The sequence below is a fragment of the Photobacterium kagoshimensis genome (genome assembly GCF_050337045.1).
GTDB lineage: Bacteria > Pseudomonadota > Gammaproteobacteria > Enterobacterales > Vibrionaceae > Photobacterium > Photobacterium kagoshimensis.
This window is the reverse complement of the sequence record NZ_JAKJSO010000015.1, coordinates 320,803-338,081: the sequence shown is the minus strand read 5'-3', so window position 1 is coordinate 338,081 and position 17,279 is coordinate 320,803. Positions and strand designations below refer to the sequence as shown.

General features: G+C 42.8%; 18 protein-coding genes. 13 read left to right on the top strand and 5 right to left on the bottom strand.

Features of this window, described 5'->3' with window-relative positions; all coding sequences use genetic code 11:
- Window positions 1-63: 63 nt before the first annotated feature.
- Window positions 64-1,011 (top strand): diguanylate cyclase domain-containing protein, encoded by a 948-nt coding sequence (locus L4C35_RS14970; protein WP_428463639.1) that lies wholly within the window; start codon window positions 64-66, stop codon window positions 1,009-1,011.
- Between the two features lie 115 nt (window positions 1,012-1,126).
- On the opposite strand, the gene L4C35_RS14965 is transcribed toward L4C35_RS14970, so the two are convergent.
- Window positions 1,127-1,747, bottom strand: a complete 621-nt coding sequence (locus tag L4C35_RS14965; protein ID WP_428463638.1) for a DUF2238 domain-containing protein — start codon at window positions 1,745-1,747, stop codon at window positions 1,127-1,129.
- A 286-nt stretch (window positions 1,748-2,033) separates the two neighbouring features.
- Between L4C35_RS14965 and L4C35_RS14960 the strand changes: the two genes are divergently transcribed.
- The 7 genes from L4C35_RS14960 to L4C35_RS14930 all read left to right on the top strand — a co-directional run bounded on the left by L4C35_RS14960 (window position 2,034) and on the right by L4C35_RS14930 (window position 9,120).
- The gene (locus tag L4C35_RS14960; protein ID WP_428463637.1) at window positions 2,034-3,371 is read left to right on the top strand and encodes a DEAD/DEAH box helicase; all 1,338 of its coding nucleotides are present in this window, start codon (window positions 2,034-2,036) and stop codon (window positions 3,369-3,371) included.
- A gap of 248 nt (window positions 3,372-3,619) precedes the next feature.
- Window positions 3,620-5,059, top strand: coding sequence for a sensor histidine kinase VxrA (gene vxrA / locus L4C35_RS14955; protein WP_428463636.1), 1,440 nt, complete (start codon window positions 3,620-3,622; stop codon window positions 5,057-5,059).
- Entirely contained in the window at window positions 5,034-5,699 is a 666-nt protein-coding gene (locus tag L4C35_RS14950; RefSeq protein WP_428463635.1) for a response regulator transcription factor, read from the top strand. Before vxrA ends, L4C35_RS14950 begins: the two co-directional genes overlap by 26 nt.
- Complete coding sequence (locus L4C35_RS14945) at window positions 5,699-6,586, top strand: DUF2861 family protein (RefSeq protein WP_428463634.1); 888 nt, start codon at window positions 5,699-5,701, stop codon at window positions 6,584-6,586. The genes L4C35_RS14950 and L4C35_RS14945 overlap by 1 nt, the downstream gene beginning before the upstream one ends.
- Before the next feature lie 225 nt (window positions 6,587-6,811).
- Window positions 6,812-8,017: an NnrS family protein gene (locus tag L4C35_RS14940; RefSeq protein ID WP_428463633.1), complete on the top strand. Its 1,206-nt coding sequence runs from the start codon at window positions 6,812-6,814 to the stop codon at window positions 8,015-8,017.
- 75 nt (window positions 8,018-8,092) lie between these two features.
- The gene (locus L4C35_RS14935) at window positions 8,093-8,287 is read left to right on the top strand and encodes a YoaH family protein (RefSeq protein WP_048897903.1); all 195 of its coding nucleotides are present in this window, start codon (window positions 8,093-8,095) and stop codon (window positions 8,285-8,287) included.
- Window positions 8,288-8,604: 317 nt separating this feature from the next.
- Window positions 8,605-9,120 (top strand): phosphohydrolase, encoded by a 516-nt coding sequence (locus tag L4C35_RS14930; protein ID WP_428463632.1) that lies wholly within the window; start codon window positions 8,605-8,607, stop codon window positions 9,118-9,120.
- 116 nt (window positions 9,121-9,236) lie between these two features.
- On the opposite strand, the gene nadE is transcribed toward L4C35_RS14930, so the two are convergent.
- Window positions 9,237-10,067 carry an NAD(+) synthase gene (gene nadE, locus L4C35_RS14925; protein WP_428463631.1) on the bottom strand — a complete coding sequence of 277 codons (831 nt, stop codon included), beginning with the start codon at window positions 10,065-10,067 and terminating at the stop codon, window positions 9,237-9,239.
- 171 nt (window positions 10,068-10,238) lie between these two features.
- Here nadE and L4C35_RS14920 point away from each other — a divergent pair, with 171 nt between their 5' ends.
- Complete coding sequence (locus L4C35_RS14920; protein ID WP_428463630.1) at window positions 10,239-10,763, top strand: nicotinate-nicotinamide nucleotide adenylyltransferase; 525 nt, start codon at window positions 10,239-10,241, stop codon at window positions 10,761-10,763.
- Window positions 10,764-10,809: 46 nt separating this feature from the next.
- Window positions 10,810-11,340, top strand: a complete 531-nt coding sequence (locus L4C35_RS14915; protein WP_428463629.1) for a hypothetical protein — start codon at window positions 10,810-10,812, stop codon at window positions 11,338-11,340.
- 145 nt (window positions 11,341-11,485) lie between these two features.
- Here the strand turns inward: L4C35_RS14915 and L4C35_RS14910 are convergent, their stop codons facing one another.
- Window positions 11,486-12,178, bottom strand: coding sequence for a hypothetical protein (locus tag L4C35_RS14910; RefSeq protein WP_428463628.1), 693 nt, complete (start codon window positions 12,176-12,178; stop codon window positions 11,486-11,488).
- A gap of 283 nt (window positions 12,179-12,461) precedes the next feature.
- Here L4C35_RS14910 and L4C35_RS14905 point away from each other — a divergent pair, with 283 nt between their 5' ends.
- A complete protein-coding gene (locus L4C35_RS14905) occupies window positions 12,462-13,571 on the top strand; it encodes a 1-acyl-sn-glycerol-3-phosphate acyltransferase (RefSeq protein WP_428463627.1) in 1,110 nt (369 codons plus the stop codon).
- A gap of 166 nt (window positions 13,572-13,737) precedes the next feature.
- On the opposite strand, the gene L4C35_RS14900 is transcribed toward L4C35_RS14905, so the two are convergent.
- Window positions 13,738-14,340: an OmpA family protein gene (locus L4C35_RS14900; RefSeq protein WP_428463626.1), complete on the bottom strand. Its 603-nt coding sequence runs from the start codon at window positions 14,338-14,340 to the stop codon at window positions 13,738-13,740.
- A 138-nt stretch (window positions 14,341-14,478) separates the two neighbouring features.
- The gene (locus L4C35_RS14895; protein ID WP_428463625.1) at window positions 14,479-15,405 is read right to left on the bottom strand and encodes a LysR family transcriptional regulator; all 927 of its coding nucleotides are present in this window, start codon (window positions 15,403-15,405) and stop codon (window positions 14,479-14,481) included.
- Window positions 15,406-15,619: 214 nt separating this feature from the next.
- On the opposite strand from L4C35_RS14895, the gene chrA reads away from it, so the two are divergent.
- A complete protein-coding gene (gene chrA, locus L4C35_RS14890; protein ID WP_428463624.1) occupies window positions 15,620-16,774 on the top strand; it encodes a chromate efflux transporter in 1,155 nt (384 codons plus the stop codon).
- 180 nt (window positions 16,775-16,954) lie between these two features.
- Window positions 16,955-17,254, top strand: coding sequence for a hypothetical protein (locus L4C35_RS14885; RefSeq protein ID WP_428463623.1), 300 nt, complete (start codon window positions 16,955-16,957; stop codon window positions 17,252-17,254).
- The last annotated feature ends 25 nt before the right edge of the window (window positions 17,255-17,279 follow it).

The following is a 17,279-nucleotide window of genomic DNA, read 5'->3' as shown; positions in this document are numbered from 1 at the left end:
GGTCGCGTATATGTGCTATAAATTAATAATATACAAGTCTATTTATATCAATAGGATGCTTTCATGGAAGCAATGCGTGTCTTATTAGTTGATGATGTTCACTTAGAGCGGATGCAGCTTGCAATGCGATTACAGCGTCTTGGTCATGTTGTTGAAGCTGTGGGGTCTGGCCATGAAGCCATAGAAAAATACCCATTGTTTGACCCTGACTTAGTGTTACTCGATATCAGCATGCCGGATATGAGCGGTGTCGATGTAGCCAAACAGCTTCGTCAACAACATGAAGAATGGGTGCCAATCATATTTTTAAGTGGTCATGATGAGCCTGAAATGATTGCCAAAGCTATTGATATGGGTGGGGACGATTATCTCGTTAAGCCCGTTAATAAAATTGTATTGGCTTCAAAACTGAAAGCAATGCAACGTATTGCGCATATGAGACACAAGCTCAAAGAAGCCTCTGTTCAATTAGAGCAAGCGAATGAACGACTCTCTCAGCAAGTCAATGAAGATGGCTTAACCAAGTTAGCGAACAGGCGTCATTTAGATCAAAAGTTGGCTGAGTTCATTTCGATGCATGGCCGAAACAATTTCTCGCTGACGATCATCATGATCGATGTCGATCACTTCAAGCCCTTTAATGATTATTACGGCCACTTGGAAGGTGATAGGTGCTTGCAGTTGGTTGCGGGTGAACTCAAATCTACTTTTAGTCGAGCGGGTGAGTTGGCAGCCCGTTATGGTGGTGAGGAGTTTGTGGTCTTGATCAGTAACTGTGATAAAACACAAGCAGTAAGAGAGTGTGAACGTTTGAAGCAATGCATCAAAAGGCTAGAGATCCCACATTCAAAATCGACCACCTCTAATATCATTACAGTAAGTCAAGGTATGGTGTCTTGGGTGCCAACGGGGTTGGAAACACCAGAAAATATGTATCAAATCGTCGATAAGGTTTTGTATAAGGCGAAAGAACAAGGTCGGAATCGCTTTGTTGCGGCTGAGTTTACTTAAGTGCAATGCAAATTTGACTAAATAACGGATTACAAAAAAAGAAGCCAGATGCTTAAGTATCTGGCTTCTTTTTGTTTATTAGGGGGTATTTGTAGTGGTCAACTAAAATTGTGCTTTATGATAATGCTTTAGTGGCGCTAGGATCGGTGAAAGGTTTCACCTTAAAGAACAATATAAGGCTAAACACAGCGCCGACAGTATCTGCTAGCATGTCTTTTTGGGCGTCCCAGATATCACCTTGCGATCCTAAGAATTCGATCCCTGCTTCACCACCGGCGATAATGGCATACCACCATTCAATGATTTCGTATCCCGCGGCAATAGCCATAATCGCAAATAGAGCAAAAAAGGCGGCCAGTTTGGGTTTACATTCCCCACGTCTCACTAACCATTCAGCAATTGGAAAAGCGTATAAACCAACCGTAAAATGGGCTACGCGGTCAAACATATTACGCTCAGTGCCGAGTAGATTATTAAACCAGTCGAAAGGTACATTGGCGAAAGTGTAGTGGGCTCCAATAGTATGGCCAATAAGCCAACAGAACATCAGTATATAAGCGGTATGGCTAAACTGAAACTTAGAGTAACTGGCCACAAGAAACGCAAATATGAGCACGACAGGAATGACTTCGGCGATCCAAACCTCCCGAAAAACGGGGTTAATACCAAATGCAATAAAGACAATGCTAAAGATTACGGCTAAGTAATGGGGAAGGCTTAGCGGTAAAAACTTCATAGTATATTTCCCTATACCTGTAAGATATTGCTAACTATGGCAAAAATACGCTTCAGAATAAATAGCAGGCTTCTCATAGTTTTGAGTTGTATAGCGAGTAGTCTTTTGTATGTAGGTATGGAATTAACTGACTTTTCTCAACTTTATACTAGATAATCGTCCAAATATTTGTGTTATAATCCTTTGCTAACATTTTTCACTCTAGTGTGACCATGGTCACGAAGGGTGAGTTATTAATATATTTGTACATCTATAACGCTGTACGCGTTTTTACCGGAGCATCATTTTGCATTTTAAAGATCTTGGATTAGACCAGCGACTGTTAAAGAAAATCAACGACCTAGGGTTTGATCAAGCGACTGAAATTCAACAACAAGCAATTCCTGTAGCCATGCTTGGCAAGGATTTGCTGGCCTCATCGAAAACGGGCTCTGGTAAAACACTGGCATTTTTACTGCCAGCGATGCAGCGTATGTACCGTAGCAAGCCATTTACACGTCGTGACCCACGCGTAGTCGTGCTAACACCAACCCGTGAACTTGCAAAACAGGTCTTTGCACAGCTTCGTACGCTAAATGCGGGTACGCCGTATGATGGCGCTTTGATTGTGGGTGGTGAAAACTTTAACGATCAAGTTAAAGAGCTGCGTAAAGACCCTATGTTTGTGGTTGCAACGCCAGGTCGTCTTGCCGATCACCTAGAGCATAAGAGCACATATCTTGATGGTCTAGAAATGCTGATTCTTGATGAAGCTGACCGTATGCTTGATCTTGGCTTTGAAGCGCACCTTCGTAGTATTCACAACGCGGCTAACCACCGTCGTCGTCAAACACTAATGTTCTCTGCAACGTTAGATCACAACGACGTGTTGGATATTGCAACAGACATGCTAAACGCACCTAAGCAAATCGCCATTGGTAGTTCTGCAGAAGAACATAAAGACATTACTCAACGTTTCATGCTGTGTGATCACCTAGATCACAAACAAGCACTACTGGATAAAATCCTAGAAACGGAAGATTACAAGCAAGTTATCATCTTTACGGCAACACGTGATGATACCGAGCGCCTAACAAAAGAGCTGAACGAGCGTAAACTGAAAGCTGTCGCACTAAGCGGTAACTTAAACCAGACGCAACGTAACAGCATCATGAGCCAGTTTGAGCGTGTATGTCATAAGATTCTTGTGACGACAGATGTTGCTTCTCGTGGTCTTGATATCGACAATGTTTCTCACGTTATTAACTTCGATATGCCTAAGCATGCTGAAGAATATGTTCACCGTGTAGGCCGTACTGGCCGTGCGGGTAACAAGGGTGATGCGATTTCTTTAATTGGCCCTAAAGACTGGCGTAGCTTTAAGAATGTAGAGTCATTCTTACAGCAAGACATTTCATTCACCACGATTGAAGGTCTAGAAGGTAAATTCAAAGGCCTTAAACCTGCGCCTAAGAAGAAGTTTGTTAAGAAGAAAACGACAAACAAACCTGTTGCAGCGAAGAAATCAACAGCACCTAAAGCGAAGAAGAAAGTCGATAAGCGCTTTTACGATAACGTGGCTGTGGGTGATAACGTGTTTATGCCTAAGAAGCGTAAGCCTGCTAACCCAAACGCTGAAGATTAATAGCCAGGCAATGGTTGTTAACTAGCGTCTATGCTTGAGATTCAAATAAAACCAGCCAATAGGCTGGTTTTTTTGTACCGATTTATAACTCCAGCCTCGATGCGGTTAAATGTAAGCATGATGCGAACGTGGCTGAATTGCCTAATTCTTAAACAAAGCCTGCTTTTTTTTCCAATATTAGGTTTTACTTGTTGTTATCGATGACATTTTTCTGACATTGATCCAGTGTAGAGTGCTAAACTAATCGAATGAAAAAAACTGCTTTGCTACTTTCACTATTCTTTTCAGCGGCTTGTACGGCGTCAGTACAAAGTTTACCTGAACGTTTAGATGCTGTTCGCTCGGATTTATTACTGAGTGAGCCATTAGCAACGTATGATTTTCGCCAGCTACAAAGTTTATATCCGCATGCATTATTAAAGCCTTCGAACTTACTACCGCAAACGGCAAAATATCCTCTTAAATCAATGACGCGGCTTTATGCTAGTGCGCAAAGCTGTAAAGGCCCTTGGCCTGTAAGCCCTCTTGTGACGCAGCCCGTGGTCTATACACGTGCAATATGTAATAACACCAAACTGCCTGCTGGTTGGTTCATTCGTTCAGGTTATATTCATCCTGGTGGTGGTAGTTATGCATACCGATATATTCAGCATCACCCTGAGAGGGCCGAGAGTTTATCGCGCTTTCTTCATATTCAAGAAAAGCCGTTAGCGCCAACTAATACGGAATTAGGTCGCTTACAGCGCATGAATAGTGAAGAGGTCGAGGTATTTATTGCGGGTGCTGAAGCGTTTGTGTCTAACGGTGAGTTATGGATCCGTAATGGCAACGAGTATCATGTTTATGGTCAGCCAACATGGTCGGTAGTGTTAGAGCGTTATCAGCTTTTGTTTAAGCGCTTAGATAATACCGACTTTTGTTTAGCGAAAACCGGTAACGTATGTTGGCAAGATGAAGACCGCTCGCAAGTTACATTTTATTTATTAGTCGGCTTAGCGGCGGCGAATATTGCCTTGCTGGTGGGTTGGGGGGTATATCGTTTACGTATCCGCCGTAGAGCGATGCAAGAACGCATGTTGGTGTTGCAAATACTGACGCATGAATTGCGTACACCGATTGCCAGTTTAGCCATGACGGTTGAAGGCTTCCGTCGTCATTTTGATGCTTTGCCTGAATCACTCTATGATGAGTTCAGAAGGTTAACCGATGACTCGCGCCGTTTACGCCAATTAGCGGAAGCCAGTAAAGATTACTTACAGGCGAATCAGCAGCAATTGAGTGTTGCGCCTGTTGAATCGTTTAACGAATGGATTGAATACTTAGCTGAGCCGTATGACGTTAACTTGGTATTGCCTGAAGATAGAGCAGTATCACTCAACGTTTACTGGCTTGGTACGTGTATTGATAACTTATTATCCAATGCACAAAAATATGGCATAACGCCAATTACATTAACGTCATCGTTCAAGGATGGAAAACTGATCATTACGGTTGAAGATAAAGGTCAGTTGGGGGCTAAAGATTGGTCCCGATTACGCAAGCCCTTTGTAAGCGAAAAAGGCTTAGGGCTTGGTCTTACAATTGTTGAATCGATGATACGTAGAATGGGGGGCCGCATGAAATTGATTGGCCCACCTACCACATTTATTTTGGAGATACCGTGTGAATCAAACTCTGCTACTGGTTGAAGATGACCACAACCTTGCCGATGGTTTGCTCGAAGGATTGAAACAAGCAGGCTACCAATGCTTATATGCCGATTGTGCAAATAAAGTTGCGGATTTATGGGATAAAGCCGATTTAGTCGTGCTAGATCGACAACTGCCTGAAGGTGATTCACTGACTTACCTTGATGGCTGGTTAGCGATTAAGCAAGTACCTGTTATTTTGCTTACCGCTATGGTGTCGGTAACCGATAAAGTCATGGGGCTTGATTCAGGGGCTAAAGATTATCTTACCAAGCCTTTTGCCGAAGAAGAGCTACTGGCACGTATTCGAGTACATTTGCGTAATGGTGATAAGTCAGTATCGGCTGCCAACATTATCAAAGTGGGCGAGATCGCTATTGATTTAGATAGCCGAGCGGTTACCCATAATGATGAAAACATCACGCTAACACGGACCGAATTTGAGCTGCTGGTTTTCTTAGCGAAACATGCAGGTCGCGTTTTTACCCGTGATGAGCTGCTGGATCAAGTATGGGGTTACAACCACTATCCAACAACGCGTACTGTTGATACCCATATCCTTCAATTGCGCCAGAAACTTGCGGGTATAGAAATTGAAACCTTACGTGGTGTGGGTTACCGCATGAAAGCAGCGGTTTAATGAAGTTGCTGCGACTTTCAGCGTATTTATTTATGCTTCACTCGGTGTTCTATACACCGAGTGTTTTTGCACAATGGTTTCTAGGGCAAGATTTATATACTGTTGCCCATCAGCGTTTGCTGGAAGGAAATACATCTGAAAGTTTCGAGACCATGATCCAAGCGTGGCAACAGGCCCCCGTAGCGGAGCAGCGAACTAACCTTGATAACTTATTAAACCTTGCGATCACAGAAGACTGTGGCCGTAGCTTGACGCAAAATGTGCTCCCTAACTGGCTCTCGAATTTATCGATTCGTCGTGAAGTTATTCAGAATTTAAACCAAGTGATGCTGAAACTCTCGGTGAGAGGGGCGGCGCGCGTGCCTATCACGGATGTAACTTTTGCTCGTTGGCCTGATAGTGCGCTTATCTCAAGCTCTCCTGTGAGTGAAGACAACGGTGATTTTTCCGTTGAAACTAAACGGTTGGAATTACCCATAGCGGGCGGCTTATACAAAATTACATTAACCAATGAAGCCAAAGAGAGTTGGACTTCATGGGTGCTGCTGACTTCGCCGTCAATTAAGCAAAAAATCGGCTGGAAAGACAGCAAGAACTGGCGAATTGAAAAGTCTCAACTGCCTAACCAAGCTTGTCCTTCGCCTGTATTGTCGATTAACCTTTACGACCTTAATGATTTAAGCTGGACACCGATCTGGACTGAAGAAATTGATGGGCGCTTACCCACAACATTGCCTGAAATTGATGTACCTGATGGGCGGTATTGGCTAAGTGTAGGCTTGATTGAAAGTCGATGGCAGGGGGATGTCTCTATCTTAGACATTCAACGCATAACAAGGCCTGTTGATGCGCAGCCAACAACAGAAGCCGAAGACAACAAAGAATAACGGTATGTATACGGGCTGTTAGAGCTCGGCTGCTAGTTATAATCCTCATCTCTACCGTTATGCCTTCTATAATTAAATCTATAGCGACACCGATACTTACGCCTATACCTTTAGAAAGTCACTTTCGCTAAAATTTAGGTGAGAGTGTGTTTAATCATAAAGATGTATTTTACTTATAACTTTAAAGGTGTATTATTAATGCATCTTTAAAGTTGAGTAATCACCATGATGCAAATCCTTGATAACGAGAAAGAACAGAAAATCATGCCACTGTTCCGCCTTGCATTCCGTCCTTTCTTTCTAGCTGCCAGTGCCTTTTCAGTTATCGCTATGGTGGTGTGGGCTTTATTCTGGGCTGGTTTATTGGGCAACAGCCAACTCATGTATAGCAATCCTTTGTGGTGGCATAGCCATGAAATGCTCATCGGCTTCACTGGCGCCATTATTATCGGATTTTTGCTGACAGCCGTTCAAAACTGGACGGGGAACCCCGGCGTAAGAGGCGCAAAACTGGCTGCTATTTTTGTATTATGGCTCGCTGCTCGTGTTGGTTTGCTACTTGGTCAGCCGCATATCATTTGGATGGTCATCGACCTTAGCTGGATCCCATTAGCCGCTTACTTCTTGGCAAAGCCTATTATTGTTCGTCGCCAATGGAATAACTTGTTCTTTACACCCTTATTGATCTTGCTGACTGTTATTAACGCAGCGATGCACCTTAACGTTCTAGGTTTCGCGCAATTTGATCAACACCAATTAACGTTGGCTTTGGTGACTGTCATCTCCGTGATTGTACTTGTGGTAGGCGGACGTGTGATTCCTTTTTTCACATGGCGTGGTACAGATACAGAGCAAATTACGCGTCCAGAAAAAATTGAATGGTTAGCTTTGATCCCTAGTTGGTTATTGCTGCTAAACGTATTATTGCCTGTTCCTGAAGCGATTAACCAGTATTCATTACCTGCGTTATTTATCATTACGGGTTTGACTAACCTGATTCGATTTGCCCGCTGGCGTACATTTAGCACCTGTAAAGTGCCACTATTGTGGTCACTACACTTTGCTTATGCGGCAATGGTTGTCGGCTTGCTATTATTGGGTGTGCATTATGCGGGGGGCCCTGTTGGCTACAGCAGCGCGTTGCACTTTGTGACAGTCGGTGGAATGGGTGGCATGATCCTAGCCATGATGGCACGCGTATCGTTAGGGCATACAGGTCGTAACCTGAAAGTAGGGCGCCTTATCGTCGGTGCATTTATTATCATGATTGGCTGTGTGCTTGTTAGAACTGTATTCATCATGTTGTTACCTGCCATGGTCTTAAATGGCTATATTATTTCAGCGGTATTGTGGGCACTGGCATTTGGTATTTTTACCATCGTTTATTTCCCGATTTTAACTAAACCTCGCTTGGATGGTCGTCCGGGTTAAAAACGTGAGGAGTGACACCATCGCCAATTGGCTATAGAATGTCGCTCCTTTCAAGATATCAGGCGCATTATTACTATGTTTAATTCAACAACACTGACTCACGCAGAACAACAAATTGCCGCAGAACGTATTCACGAGTTAATGGCAAATGGCATGAGCAGTGGTGAAGCTATTCAAACAATCGCCAATGAGATCCGTGAGTCTGCTGCACGAGCAAAAGCGCAGCAAAAGTCTGAGCAAGAACTAGCAGAAGACTTTGATTCAGAATAACTGATTCAGAATAACTGACTCAGAAGAAACAATACGCGGTAGTGGTGTAGTTAGGTGTTTAGCCCAGTTATACCAAGTCGCGATGTTCAAATGATTCGATAGGACGGCACCTTCGTTATGGAGGTGCCGTTTTTTTATTCAGTTTGTGCGTCGAATCTCATACAAAAAAGCCAGAATCAGCAACCCTATTAAGTTCAAATATACTAATACTGTAATTAAGGCTAAAACCTGTTTCTTATTCATAGATCCCATTGCAGTCAGTAATGAAATACGCCACGGGAAAAGCGGACATCTATTTGGTATGAAGGTGAAAAGAAATGAATAATCGTTATCTAAAAGCGCGGACATTGGCAAGGAGCAAGCATAGTGGACAATATTATGGTGAACTTCCTTATTATGTGCATTTAGAAGCGGTTTCACGTTTAGCGACACCCTTTGGAACAGATGCAATGATCATCGCGCAGCTACACGATGTGATGGAAGATACAGAAACGACCGTCGATGAACTCGCATCCGATTTTGGATTTTTGGTTGCCGATGCCGTGAGCTATATGACCGACGGTAAACTAGAAGATCGTGCAAAACGTAAAGCCATGATTAACCAACGACTCGCATCATTAAACGCAGATGAAGAATCAGCACGCTTAGCATTGATCGTAAAAGCTTGTGATCGGCTCGCAAATGTAAGGGCAAGTAAGTCGTCTTCCGAACGCCATTACGATATGTATAAATTGGAGCATGCGTCATTTAAAGAAGCGGTGTATCGCAAAGGGTTATGTGAAGCCATTTGGTGGGAGCTTGATAATTTGATTGATCCTATGACCGAGCAATAATTATCTTGTTGATTATATAACGACGATACAAAGAATCATGAAGAGACAAAAAAGATCAGGCCAAACCTGATCTTTTTTTACGCATGAAGTTCTCTGTGAGAAGTCTACAGCGACGATTAATCGTAAATCGTAGGGATAGGCTTACGTTTGTGTTGCGTTGCTTTATAAATGCTTACTAGGCGCTCAGAAACGTGTGCTTCAACCGCTTTGCCTTCTAAGAAGTCATCAATTTCATCATAACTAACTTGTAGCGCATCTTCGTCGGCTTTTTGAGGTGCTAACTCTTCAAGATCAGCAGTAGGTACTTTAGCGACAAGTTGTTCTGGTGCACCTAACTTAGCGGCCAGTGAGCGAACTTGACGTTTGTTTAAACCAAACAGAGGGGCCAGGTCGCAAGCACCATCACCAAACTTGGTATAAAAGCCTGTGATATTTTCAGCCGAATGATCGGTACCTAATACAAGGCCACCAACAAGCCCTGCAATTTCATATTGCGCAATCATACGAGCACGCGCTTTAACGTTGCCTTTAACAAAATCAATTTTGGCTGAATCGTTAGGTGTCAGGCCTGTGCCCTCAAGGGCGAATAGAGTACTTGCGTGCAACCCATCTACGCCATCTTTAATATTCACACTGACAGATTGAGAAGGCTGGATGAAAGACAAGGCGCTTTGTGCTTCGTCTTCATCTTGTTGCTCGCCATACGGTAAACGTACCGCGATAAATTGGTGATCTTGAGTGTCTAATTCTGCATTTAGCTCATTAACCGCCAGTTGTGCCAAGCGGCCACAAGTTGTTGAATCTACGCCACCACTTATCCCTAGCACAATGGATTTACAGCCTGATTGTTTCATTGTGTTTTTAATAAAAGCGACACGGCGTTGAATTTCAAAATCCACGTCAATTTCTGGTAGTACGCGCATTTCTGCACGAATTAGCTGTTCCATCGTTACGTAATCCTCGGGCTTTGCCCAAATTGTGTTCACTTGAATCCTAAATGGCTACAATAGTGAATAAATGCGTTAAAGCTTTAGCAAAATCATGCGATAACTCTTACTGATGATCAATGCTATTCTGGCATTTATTTACAGAAACGCATAAATAAGAGGCTTAAACGCATGTCACAATCTATTGCCGTATTTGGAAGTGCATTTAATCCACCTAGTTTAGGTCATCTGTCTGTTTTAAAGCGACTAACGCGTTTTGACCGTGTATTACTGCTCCCTAGCTACACCCACGCGTGGGGAAAAGTAATGCTCGATTACGATGCACGTTGTGAACTTGTCTCGGCATTTATTGAAGACAGTGAACAAACCAATCTTGAGCTGTGTCGTATAGAAGAAGCAATGGCCGTTGGTGACGAAGCCATTACGACTTTTGCAGTATTAACAGAACTGCAAAAGCAGTTTCCCGATGCAGAGCTAACTTTTGTTATCGGACCCGATAATTTGGCGAGTTTTCATAAGTTTTATAAGGCAGATGCAATAACCGCGTCATGGCAAGTGCTTGCTTGTCCTGAGACGCTAAAAATAAGAAGCACATTAATTCGTGATAAACTTGCAGAGAGTTGCTCTATTTCACATCTAACTACACCTAAAGTAGCTACTATGTTAATAGAAGACCCTCGATTTAAGTTTGGTTGATCGTTGTATCGGGTATTAGGTTCCGAGTGATTTATAAGGCATTGTTTTGAGTGTATGTAAGATCAAATTAACGTTACTGGGTATCAGCGGTGTTTTATTCATCTCTGCTGATGCTTTTGCACTCTCCTGTAACCCTTATTCCGCAGCTTCTGTCATTTCCAACGATAATGCCTTGCATGATCGCCGTTGTAGTGTAGTTACCATTCCTGAATACCTTATCGATCCCAATTTGCTCAACTATAATGATGCGCCTAACTGGCAAGAAGATCATGAGTTTAACGGCGAGTTTTGGGATGGTTGGACAGGTTTAGTTGAAGATGATTCCCCCGTCATGAGTGCCCGCGCAGCTTCTACTTTTTATGGGCTTGGTTTTTGGATGCCAGATGAATATAAAGAGGAAGAGGTCGACATTAAGAATATCAAAGATATTCAAGACTTGATTCGTCAATACGGATTATTGATGTCGTTTGGCGTAGGGGGCGAAGACCCAGATTCATTACGCTTTAGGTTTGATTACCGTTGGCATGAAAAGCAGTCGAGTGATGTTTTTTTACAGTTAGAAATTCCGCTTAAATAGCATAGAACCAAGTGAATAGAACTCGGCATTCAGTTTTAGTAACCTTTCCTCTTGCCGTATTATCTACTTGTTAAAAAGCGATGCGATTGAACCGAGTGTTCATCGACATCGCTTTTTTATTTCATCAACAAGTAACTACAAGTACTTACGCATTTAAAGCAGCGAGAGGTTTACCTAAAATAGGTAAAGAGAGCGTTTCAAGGTATTTGAGTTCAACGCTAAGTTCTTCTGCGATTTTCTCTGGCTTACGTCCTGAACGTGCAAGCCTTAGGGCTTCTCGCATCAGAAGTGTCACTTCAAGTTCAGCCAAGTTAATGTGTAGCTTTTCAGTAATCACTTTTGCTGCAGGTTGATCTGTTACCTTGTCACCTTTAAGCGCCACTTTCAGAGATTCTTGGTAATGCTTACTCAGATCAGGACAGAGCGATTTGTTATCGACCTTAATATTCACAAGTTGATCTTTCAGTACAGCAAGCAAACGCCCGTATGGACCATCCCACAGTTGTTGATCTTGTGGTGTGTTCTCAAGCTCAGTAAGTAAAACGCAAACAAGAGGAGATAGCGAAAAGAAGCCAGCTTCGGTACACACAGGGTGGGTAATGCGAGCAGAGATATCTACACGTTTAATTTGGCTACCAGGCAAAATAGTTAATGCATGTAAGCAGTCGAAAGGTACCCAAAAACCGTGTCCTTGCGGTATTAGATGTTCATTTTTACCAAGTCGGATAAGTGCCGCACCTTGCGTAACTGCAACCATATAAGAAGTCATGCTTTTACGGCGTGGGCCAACAGATAAGTAGGGGTGCTGCTGGTGGGTAAACTCAATAGCTTGTTTCATACGTATTCTCTTGCAAAAAAGCCCGCACATAGTGATAGCTTTTAGCTTAGTCGTCAATACATCTGGTTGAAGACACGAATTAATTGGTGACTTTTGTAACGGAAAAGCAAAGCATCACTGACATTATCCAAGATTTTACGGTAATCTGATGCTTAATCAGGCACAGAGTAGAACAATTGCTCTGGTAAGACCTCCAACCATGCGCCTTATTACGCTGCATCACTATGAATGCAGTTTTTTCTGCGTAAAATAATCCAGTTTTTATTATTGATGAAGCATAATTGTGCATACGACTAACGATATTTATAAAGAAATTCGCCCTTACAACGACAGCGAAGTTAACGGCGCAATTGAGCGTCTTGTGAATGACGACGAGTTCATCACTGCTATTCTAAATTACCGCTTTCCTCAGCTATCGGGCATTTTTGGTTGGTTACTTCGCCCGATCATTCGTCGCTTTCTTGTGAATAAATGGTCAAACATCAACACAGTCGAAGATGTTCAGAATCATGTGGCTAAATACATGGCTGCGACACTAGAGCAATCGTGTGATGCAATTACCCACAGTGGTTTGGATAAGCTAGATAAAAACCAAGCCTACTTATTTGTTTCTAATCACCGCGATATTGCCATGGACCCAGCGATTGTTAACTGGTGCCTGTTTAATCAAAGCTTCAAATCAGTGCGCATCGCGATTGGCGATAACCTGCTAAAGAAACCATGTGCGACAGAGCTTATGCGTTTGAACAAGAGCTTCATTGTTAAGCGATCGATCAAAGCACCGCGTGAGATGATGAAAGCACTTGGCTTATTGTCGAGCTACATTGCTGATTCTATCGAAACAGGTCATTCAATCTGGATCGCTCAGAAAGAAGGCCGAGCGAAAGATGGTAATGATAAAACTGAGCCAGCTATCTTGAAAATGTTCAATATGGAAGGGCGTAAGCGTAAACAGAGCTTCTCTGAGTTTATGGCGTCGTTGAACATTGTGCCTGTTGCGATTTCTTACGAAAATGATCCGTGTGATATTGCCAAAGCGCAAGAGCTGGATCAAATTCGCACCAAAGGCAGTTATGAAAAAGGTGAGCTTGAAGATATCGATAGCATTATCAAAGGTATCGTGGGTGAAAAGCGCCGTATTCATGTTAGCTTTGGCGACGTGATTGGTTCTTCTTTTGAAACACCTGAAGAGCTAGCGGTAGAGATCGACCGTCAAATTACACAGAATTATAAGCTGTTCCCAGCAAACTACCTTGCAGCAGGTATTGATCATGAATCTGTTACTGCGAAAGAACGCCAAATGTTTGAAGATAAGCTAGCGTCGCAATCGACGGGTGTTGCTGAAATTTTGAAGAAAATGTACGCCTACCCAGCGGAGAAGCAGCAAGGGTAACGCTATATAGATATTTTATAGTCAGTAAAAAAACGGGTGAAGTGATTCACCCGTTTTTGTATCTGAAATCTAATACCAATCCAACAAAGTAACGGATCGTTTTCCCTACGTAAGAAACTGAACACTTACTTATTTGAATAGCGATAAACGTTATATCAGCCGAACGCTATTTTTTACCATCGATAGGGCTTAATGTTCGCACGATAGCCTGTGGCGATATCACTTCGACGCGACGGTTTTGTTGCTTATCTAAAGCTGCGCTACCTGTAACAACGGGTTCATCTTTTCCCGCTGCGATAATCTGCAATCTTTCTTCTTCAATTCCAAACACCGCCGTAACGTAAATGGCAACGCTAAAGGCTCTCTCGTAAGAAAGAACAATATTGTCTTCATCACTGCCGTCATCATCACTATGGCCAACAATCAGTAAGTAAGTATCAGGGTAGTTTTTTAATCTGATCGCGATGGGATCTAATATTAACTGTGCCTGTGTGGTGAGCTCGTAGCTGTTCACATCAAACAATATGACATCGCGATGTTCAGGCAGTGTCGTTAAGAGCACCTTAGCATCAGGAGATGGCGTGCTTGATCGTGACGTTGTCACCCCGTTGTTTGAGGAGGCATTAACAGCATTACTTTTAGATTTTTGATTGGCACAAGCTGAAAGCACTATCAGCAATAATACCGCGATTAAGCGAATAGAAGCAGCCTTGAAATCAAGTGCTCGCCAGTAAGAAATCACGGATAGAAGCTCTTGTACGTATCGCATCACTTAGCCTAAAACGAAAAAAGGTTACCCTTAAAGGTTTAGTGGAAAGTGGCAGGATCACAACTTCAATATTGAGAGATTGGTACAAGTGTCTGTTTGCGGTTATTCAACAAAATAACCGCATCAGAGGGGAAGTGTTTAATTTAAGATAGGGTTGGGCTTACTGTAAGGAAATACAGACATACGCTCAGCCATAAAATCGATAAAGCTTCGCACTTTTGGTGCAAGGTATTTACGGCGAGGGTAAACAGCATAGATAGGCAAATTCACATTTGCTTTCCACTCTGGCAATAATCGCACGAGCCTGTTGGTATCAAACTCATCCGTTATTAGATAGGTTGCTAAGTAGGCGATACCTAAACCAGCGGTTGCGGCATCAAGCACTGCGGGCGCATTGTCGATACGGTAATTACCACGAGCAGGTACAGATTGGTTCACACCATCACGACTAAATTCCCAATTGGTGTATTGGCGTTCACGGCTTTGATAAGTGATACAGTTATGTCGGCGTAAATCGCTTGGTGTTTTGGGTTCGCCATGTTGTTCGATATAGGCAGGGGAAGCCACAACAGCAAATTCACACTCAGATAATTTACGTGCCACCATCCCCTCGGGCGGGTGCTCGTGAATTGCGACCCAACAGTCAAAGCCTTCTTCGAGTAAGTTAGGACGATGATCGAAAAGGCTGACTTCAAGCTCAAGATCTGGATGCGCTTTTTGAAACTCAGCCAGTGCTGCCGTAATGTGGCCATTACCAAATGATTGGGCAATACCAACACGTAGCACACCCTTAATTTCATTACGATAACCCGCAACCATGGCTTCAGCTTCATTCACTGTATCAACAAGTTGCTGCCCATATTCGGCATATTGAAGACCAATATCTGTTAACGCAACAGTACGAGTGCTTCGCTGCACAAGTTGGCAACCTAAACGTTCTTCTAAAAAACGAATTTGTTTACTGACTTGAGATTTAGAGATCCCCAGCCTTTCTGCTGCGCGGGTAAAGTTTTGTTCATGGCCGACTGTTGCCAAGATAACCATCTGTTGTAGATTTTCTAGCATAAAGAAATACCGTTATCACTGAAGAGGTATTATACCACTGATTTTAAAGTAACTTAATTAACCTTATGCATAGTTAGTTACGACGTGCATAAAACATGGAAGAGCCGCTTATATCGACAACCCAATAATTAATCTTATTAATTGACACTATCAATTTAAACGTTTTCATTAATCTAGTGCAAAAAAGTAAAATTCCCCCATTACAGGAGGAGTTATGTTTGAAGTTTTAATCCGCTTTTTTGTTCTTGGTTTGTTTAGCTTTGGTGGGCCCGCTGCTCATATCGGCTTTTTTCAACGTGAATTTGTCACGAAAAGGAAATGGTTAACAGAGAATGATTTCACGCAAGCTGTTGCATTGTGCCAGTTTCTACCGGGCCCTGCGAGCAGTCAATTAGGTATGTATATTGGCTTTAAACGTGCAGGCTACATGGGCGCTGCAAGTGCATTTGCTGGCTTCACATTCCCTTCTTTTACGTTGCTCACATTCCTTGCGGTAGCCAGTACTGATTCTATTAATGCCGATGCCATGAATATCTTTATTCAAGCCGCAAAGTTGCTTGCTGTCATTGTGGTGGCTGACGCAGTATGGGGAATGGCTAAAAAGAACTTAGTATCAACCGCAACCATAGCTGCAGCAGCATTAACTGGTGTTTGGGTTACCTTCTCTACGGGTTTACTTGGGCAGATACTGCCGATACTTTTGGCGGCTGTTGTCGGGCTTGTTATTAGCCATAGAAAGGGGGATACGTCGACGAATAGTAAGGCAGAACTGCCAAAAATTGCCCCGCACAAAGGCTTGCTCGCCAGCTTCTTTGTGTTGCTGTTCAGTCTTCCAATAATCAGCGCGTTCAGTGCCGAGCTGGGATTATTTAATATTTTTTATCAAGCTGGTAGCTTTGTTTTTGGCGGTGGTCATGTTGTTTTGCCACTATTACAGCCAATGCTAGAAGGGATGATTCAGAGTGATGATTTTCTTGCTGCTTATGCTTCTGCGCAGCTTGTTCCTGGCCCTATGTTTACCATGGCGAGTTATTTAGGGGCAGTTGTTATTCCTGAATCACCAGTTACGGGTAGCCTTGTTGCCACGGTTGCTGTGTTCTTGCCTGGTGCATTACTCTTGTTTGCTTTCTTACCAACATGGGAAGCCATTTTTGCACACGCAAAACTGAAAGCCTCAATTGCACTTGTTAACGCGAGCGTGGTCGGATTGCTCGCAAGTGCCTTTGTGTCACCGGTTATTTCTAGCGCCATTGTTTCATGGCATGACGTTGTTGTTGTGGTAATTGGTTATGCATTACTTAAATATAAAAACATACCGGTCTGGCTGCTTGCCTTGTTATTGGGTAGCTATACGATGATTATTCATTAACTCTAGGCCGCGATGAAATGAAAGGTGCAAGTCGCACCTTTTTTTAACCCCTAATGCACTATAACTTATAGTCTAGTGATAATAAATTTATCATACACCATGCTAATTACCTTATGCTTGTTAAGCGCGGTGTAAGAAAGAAGTGTTAATCTGGATAAAACTAATAATGAATTTATAAATATGATGCAGCCTCGAAAAACACGACAAAACCTTACGAATTATGACGTTGTTGAACTGCTTCGCAGTGAGATTGAAGAATCCGAAAGGAAAATGACGAGCAAACTTTACTTTGCGCATGCAATCAATGTGGTTTTGATCGCTGTTTTCATCACTTTTTATATCTCTACCGCCAGTCAGACTATTCGTGACTATGCGGCCGAAGCGATGCAAAAATCATTTGAAGCAGAAAGGGCTGTGCATATTATCGACGAAGCGGCTGGCACCAATTTCTTAGAGAAAGCGAAACATTCAGAAAAATAAAAACAGCCTTGCTAAGCAAAAGTGA

Coding starts and splice junctions, on each gene's coding strand:
- L4C35_RS14935 (WP_048897903.1), top strand. CDS start 8,093: ATGTTTAATTCAACAACACTGACTCACGCAGAACAACAAATTGCCGCA.
- vxrA (WP_428463636.1), top strand. CDS start 3,620: ATGAAAAAAACTGCTTTGCTACTTTCACTATTCTTTTCAGCGGCTTGT.
- L4C35_RS14895 (WP_428463625.1), bottom strand. CDS start 15,405: ATGCTAGAAAATCTACAACAGATGGTTATCTTGGCAACAGTCGGCCAT.
- L4C35_RS14900 (WP_428463626.1), bottom strand. CDS start 14,340: ATGCGATACGTACAAGAGCTTCTATCCGTGATTTCTTACTGGCGAGCA.
- L4C35_RS14945 (WP_428463634.1), top strand. CDS start 5,699: ATGAAGTTGCTGCGACTTTCAGCGTATTTATTTATGCTTCACTCGGTG.
- chrA (WP_428463624.1), top strand. CDS start 15,620: ATGTTTGAAGTTTTAATCCGCTTTTTTGTTCTTGGTTTGTTTAGCTTT.
- L4C35_RS14965 (WP_428463638.1), bottom strand. CDS start 1,747: ATGAAGTTTTTACCGCTAAGCCTTCCCCATTACTTAGCCGTAATCTTT.
- L4C35_RS14930 (WP_428463632.1), top strand. CDS start 8,605: ATGAATAATCGTTATCTAAAAGCGCGGACATTGGCAAGGAGCAAGCAT.
- L4C35_RS14910 (WP_428463628.1), bottom strand. CDS start 12,178: ATGAAACAAGCTATTGAGTTTACCCACCAGCAGCACCCCTACTTATCT.
- L4C35_RS14940 (WP_428463633.1), top strand. CDS start 6,812: ATGATGCAAATCCTTGATAACGAGAAAGAACAGAAAATCATGCCACTG.
- L4C35_RS14920 (WP_428463630.1), top strand. CDS start 10,239: ATGTCACAATCTATTGCCGTATTTGGAAGTGCATTTAATCCACCTAGT.
- L4C35_RS14885 (WP_428463623.1), top strand. CDS start 16,955: ATGATGCAGCCTCGAAAAACACGACAAAACCTTACGAATTATGACGTT.
- L4C35_RS14970 (WP_428463639.1), top strand. CDS start 64: ATGGAAGCAATGCGTGTCTTATTAGTTGATGATGTTCACTTAGAGCGG.
- nadE (WP_428463631.1), bottom strand. CDS start 10,067: ATGGAACAGCTAATTCGTGCAGAAATGCGCGTACTACCAGAAATTGAC.